The 4,763-nt window shown below is 52.5% G+C and carries 7 protein-coding genes; 6 read left to right on the plus strand and 1 reads right to left on the minus strand.

Features of this window, described 5'->3' with window-relative positions; translation table 11 throughout:
• The first annotated feature begins 124 nt into the window (after positions 1-124).
• From ACXJ5O_RS19235 to ACXJ5O_RS19250, 4 genes are all read left to right on the plus strand, one after another.
• Complete coding sequence (locus ACXJ5O_RS19235) at positions 125-856, plus strand: helix-turn-helix domain-containing protein (RefSeq protein ID WP_457301296.1); 732 nt, start codon at positions 125-127, stop codon at positions 854-856.
• The gene (locus ACXJ5O_RS19240; protein ID WP_457301297.1) at positions 804-1,340 is read left to right on the plus strand and encodes a hypothetical protein; all 537 of its coding nucleotides are present in this window, start codon (positions 804-806) and stop codon (positions 1,338-1,340) included. Before ACXJ5O_RS19235 ends, ACXJ5O_RS19240 begins: the two co-directional genes overlap by 53 nt.
• A 163-nt stretch (positions 1,341-1,503) precedes the next feature.
• Complete coding sequence (locus ACXJ5O_RS19245) at positions 1,504-1,800, plus strand: hypothetical protein (protein ID WP_457301298.1); 297 nt, start codon at positions 1,504-1,506, stop codon at positions 1,798-1,800.
• 90 nt (positions 1,801-1,890) lie between these two features.
• Entirely contained in the window at positions 1,891-2,469 is a 579-nt protein-coding gene (locus tag ACXJ5O_RS19250; protein WP_457301299.1) for a terminase small subunit, read from the plus strand.
• Between the two features lie 145 nt (positions 2,470-2,614).
• Here ACXJ5O_RS19250 and ACXJ5O_RS19255 read toward each other — a convergent pair whose 3' ends face one another.
• On the minus strand, positions 2,615-3,268 hold the full coding sequence (locus tag ACXJ5O_RS19255; RefSeq protein ID WP_457301300.1) for a hypothetical protein: 654 nt from the start codon (positions 3,266-3,268) through the stop codon (positions 2,615-2,617).
• A gap of 405 nt (positions 3,269-3,673) precedes the next feature.
• On the opposite strand from ACXJ5O_RS19255, the gene ACXJ5O_RS19260 reads away from it, so the two are divergent.
• Positions 3,674-4,192, plus strand: coding sequence for a hypothetical protein (locus ACXJ5O_RS19260; protein ID WP_457301301.1), 519 nt, complete (start codon positions 3,674-3,676; stop codon positions 4,190-4,192).
• 59 nt (positions 4,193-4,251) lie between these two features.
• On the plus strand, positions 4,252-4,763 hold a 512-nt coding region (locus ACXJ5O_RS19265; RefSeq protein ID WP_457301302.1), incomplete at its 3' end, for a DUF6065 family protein.

Below are 4,763 nucleotides of genomic sequence, written 5' to 3' on the forward strand. Positions count from 1 at the left end.
AGCCCGTACGGCTCGGTCCTAATACGGTGGCTTGGAACGCGAAATGCGTCTTTGAGTGGGAAGCCAAACAGCAGGGTCTCCAGMAATGAGTGGCCCGCGGTTTTCAATAATCCCCGCCGGAGCTGTGCTGGATCGACGCCTGAAGGGGCGCGATCTGCAGGTTCTCTGCGTGTTCGGCCGCCACACTGACAAACAGGGTTGGTGCCGACGTTCGCAGGTGGCGATGGCAAGAGAGATGGATTGTGCCCGCTCGACCGTTCAGGCCTCGATCAATCGACTTGTCGCGGCAGGTTGGTTGGACAAGAAGGTCCTTTCGGCCCCGCATGAGCCTGGTCGGCGCGACAGCGCACACGACTATCGCGTCATCATTGATGTATTTGATGACGCGTCTGATCCAGGGCCCACCCCTGCCGAAGGATCGGCACCCCTGCCGCTTCTGGATCGGCACCCCCCTGCCGCCCATCAATCGGCACCTATTAACGCCCCCTGTTTAACAGTCCCCGTAGTAACGAAGACATTTGAGCGGTTCTGGGGCGAATATCCTCACAAGGTCGGAAAACGCGAAGCCGAGAAAGCATTCGCCAATGCGATCAAACGTGCTCCGATCGAGGATATTATCGTTGGGCTACGCCAATACGCAGCAAAAACTGACGATCGTCCCTGGTGCAACCCGTCCACCTTCTTGAACCAAGACCGCTGGTGTGACGCGCCGGCCGCGCCGGTCAGCCGCATTTCGTCCCCCAAGAAAATGACCCAAGGCAACATCTGGATTGATGAAGCCAGAGAGCGAGGACTGATCCCCCATGAACATGCTGGTCAAACAATCGACATATCAACAACTCGCTTCAGAGGATGAGCAGGTGGCAGCACTAGTGTTGCTGAACGCCTTGCCATCACGCGAAGCAGACGCGACCAGCAATAAGGCCGCGTACTTTATCGCGCTTGAAAGCGTCGAGTTATATGGACTGCAACGCGCTACAGCAGACTTTCTCAAAGGCAAAGTGGGCCGCGGCTTCTTTCCAAGTCCAGCAGAACTACGCATGCAGTGTGAGGCGGTGATGCAGCCGATCCGCGACACGCACCGCAAGGTGCAGGAGCAGGCGAGGCAAAATTTGGAAGCGCGTGAGTTCGCTGCCATCAAGCACTCTCCCGCCGCCAAAGCCCGTGTTGCAGCCATTTACCAACGCTTTTGCGATGGGAACCATCGGGAAGGCAAAAGCGAGGCCCAAGAGCTCGCAGAGATCCGCGCCAAGTATGACCCGTCAATGTTAGCGGCAGTACCGGATGCGCCAGTGTCGCTCGGCGGTCTTCGTCAGCTAGGAGGCAAACCCAAGCCTTAGTCAGCCCCCTAGGATTGTAAGCGCAGAAGGAGGCCAGGTGATGTGGAAATAACGTGCGAGTGGTTTCACAAGGGGCTGATCTGGGCGGGGATCGGACAACGAAACCTGCACTACCATGAAAAAACTGCCTCAATGATACAAATTCAAAAACTGGAGACATCCAATGGAGCATGTCCAAGGACTGCAAAACAAAGAGACCCATTCGGCTGCATGCGAGTGGGCCGGCCGATTGGCGAAATCGGTCACAACGCAAGCGGCAATGTACGAACTGACAGGACAGGAGATAGACCTGTGGATTCAGCAGGCGCTAGCAATTGCCAAGGAGTGGATGGAACGCGTCGAAGCAAGTGATCCAGCAATTGATAGCATTGATGACGTTATGAAATTCCTCGAATGCGAGCTCTTCAGAGAAGTGTCGCGTCTGGTGCTTTTGATTCACCCGGAGGGCGGAACAGCGTGAAGATAAGCAAGTGATCAGTTCGGACAAGAAACCGTAGAGCCCAAATCCGCTGATGAGATTCCAATAGTCGGCAGAAAAACAGGAGCAAGAATGGACGTGGACACAATGAAGAAGAAACAACAAATCTTGAGCCCGTTGATGTCTCGTTTTGTCAGCGAATATCTCATCGATCTTAATGCAAAACAGGCTGCTATTCGGGCTGGATATAGCGAGAAGACCGCGCAGCAGCAGGCCTCCCGCCTGTTGTTAAATGTTGTTGTTGCAGACGAAATTGCCAAGAAAAATAAGAGCCGGCTCGACAAGTTGGAATACGACGCCGAACAACTTTTGCGCGAGCTGCTGGAGGAGAACAACGCGAACCTCAAGCAGATTTACAACATGGATGGTTCTATCAAACCAATTCATGAGTGGCCCGACGTGTTCTGCACTGGATTGGTAACTCAGATCGACACCGAGTTAATCTACAGCGGCACGGGCAAAGACCGCGTGCTCGTTGGCAGAGTCCAGAGTGTGAAATTTAATTTCGAGCGCTTGAAGCGACAACAGTTGATCGGGCGGCATACCAACGTGCAGGCCTTCAAAGAAAAGGTTGTAATAGAAACTACTGATCCTCTCCAGGAATTGATGCGGCAGATCAGCGGCAACAGCATCCGACCAGTTGAGAATTAATCACGAAAAGTTGCGGGATTGGTGTCCCTTCAGCGTCCAACGATTCTGCCACAATTCGCGAGCTTGCATAGAATGGGGCGAAAGGTGCTCCTCAATTTTAGGAACATCTTCACCATTCCGCGGCGAGACAAGTTAATGAATAGGTTTAGATTATTGCGAGCATCGTCTCAGGTACGACGCCGGTCCTCATCATCCTCCGGCACTGCTCATCGATCGCTTGCATCTCTGCGTCAAGCGATAATTCAGCCACCATACGCCGTGCCTGATACTCATCCTGTTTGTCGAGATCGTCTTCGAACCGACCCTCCGCGACACCCGCCTCCCAGTCATCCTCGGATTGTTGCAGAAAGGGTTCCATGACGGAATTTTCAAAGCTCGCAAAAAACAGGTAGCCGTGCGCCAGATTGTAGTGCTCACCTATGGCCTGTGAAAGGTCGACCAACTGGCGCAATAACGCTGTACGATCAATGAGTGCACTTAATCGGTTAGGTTGACAGGAGAAGCCCGGCATGCCGCGCGTATCGATGGTGAACCGACATATTTCCGGGTTATCCACCTGTTCAATCGACCAGGTTGTAACTCCATAGTCCGTGATCTTTGCGCTGGGAAAACCTCCCTCGTCGATCTCGTTGATAAACTTTACCAGGTTGGATAGTTGGTCATCAAAATCACTAAAACTCGTTGTGATGACTTCGTTGCCAACCGTGATCTGCAGCACGACCGAACCCCAATAAATCTGGTCGAGCTCAATGCGCAAAACACTAGTACTGCCACCATTATCATCAAGAACATTTTTCATGTTTTGATTCAACACGATAAGGGGCGTTATGGCAAGTTGTGGGCACCGAATATCGATTACCTAATTAGAACTACAAAGGCCCTTTGATAGAGGTGCGCTACCCATGTCTGCTGGAATTGCATCCCTTATTTGATTTGCCGTTTGCAAGAGACTAAAGTGGAGATGCAAAGCAGGGTGCCGGATGATCGAATTTCCGTGCGAACATTGCCAGTCGGTGGACGTTGATCCCCCTTCCACAGCGATACCATAGCGGCACTAACAAGATCCGATGCCTAGTTTCCAGTTTGTTAGTACCGCGTCAATTGTTCGACTTAAAGGATTAGGAAGAAGCTCGAGATCAAGATCAATTCGACGGAACGCTCACTACCCCAACTGTGGTTTAGCTGGACAAATAGGAGAACCGCCATGAGTGGAGAAAAAAGGCCCATGGGCCTGCTGCCCGATCATCAGAAATCCTTGCCTGCCGAAACACTAAGAAAATTGGAGGAATTGGCTGCGGCGGATTTCAGCGTCGAACGTTCTTCCTTCCTTTCGAGAAACCCCCACGAGAAAGAACATATTGAATTGCTTGAGCGGGAGCTGAAGCGCTTTCTATCATTGCCGTTGTTGGCGCCCAAGTCGAAATTTCCGTTTGCGCCAGTCATTCGCGTCGATGAATTTTGGCACGAAGTAATTCTCAATACTCCCCGCTATCGCCGGCTGTGTGATAGCATTTATGGCGTCTACCTGGACCACACTCCCAACCAGGAAGAACTAAATCGGACCGAGGTTTCGAACCGAGCGCCGGAAATGGCAGAACTTACCAACGCAACGCTGTTCAAATATTACGGCCCCTTGGACCAGGCCGTTTGGGGAAGTGAACTCATGAGGCCTTGCTACCCGCCACCGCCCGCAATTCCTCAAGACTTTGAGCCAAATCGCTGATGCTAGGTCAAACAAGGCCAATATCGTTCCGGCTGCTGTAATCCGAAGTGGGGGCTTTCATGATACTCGAGCAGCACGGCCACGATACGGAACTAACTGCCTATCAGGTGGTCGCCAATGCGCCGACGATCAGGCCGGCAGCCACCCGCCGGTCGTGGATGACTAGCACCTATGAACACTTTGCGTACCTTTGCCTACCGGTGGTGGCAGCCAATGTCTCTGGATGGGAACTGTTGTGTCCGGTGGAGTTTTCGGCGACGTGGGATGGCGGAACAGGTCGCGACTCTTTGCATATCGATATGCAATCACCCAATCCCTGGGCTCCTCTTAGCCATTTTGGGCACGGTATTCTTACATTCGATACAGGTTACGTTTTTCGAACTTCACCGGGACACAACTTATGGGTAAAAGGGCCGATCAACGAAGCGAAGGACGGTCTCTCCCCGCTTGAAGGTCTTATAGAGACAGATTGGCTCCCCTACACATTCACAATGAACTATCGTTTTACGCGTCCAAATCACATGGTGCGCTTTGATAAGGACGAGCCATTCTGCCTGATCCATCCTATGCC

The organism is Phyllobacterium sp. P5_D12 (assembly GCF_054049495.1).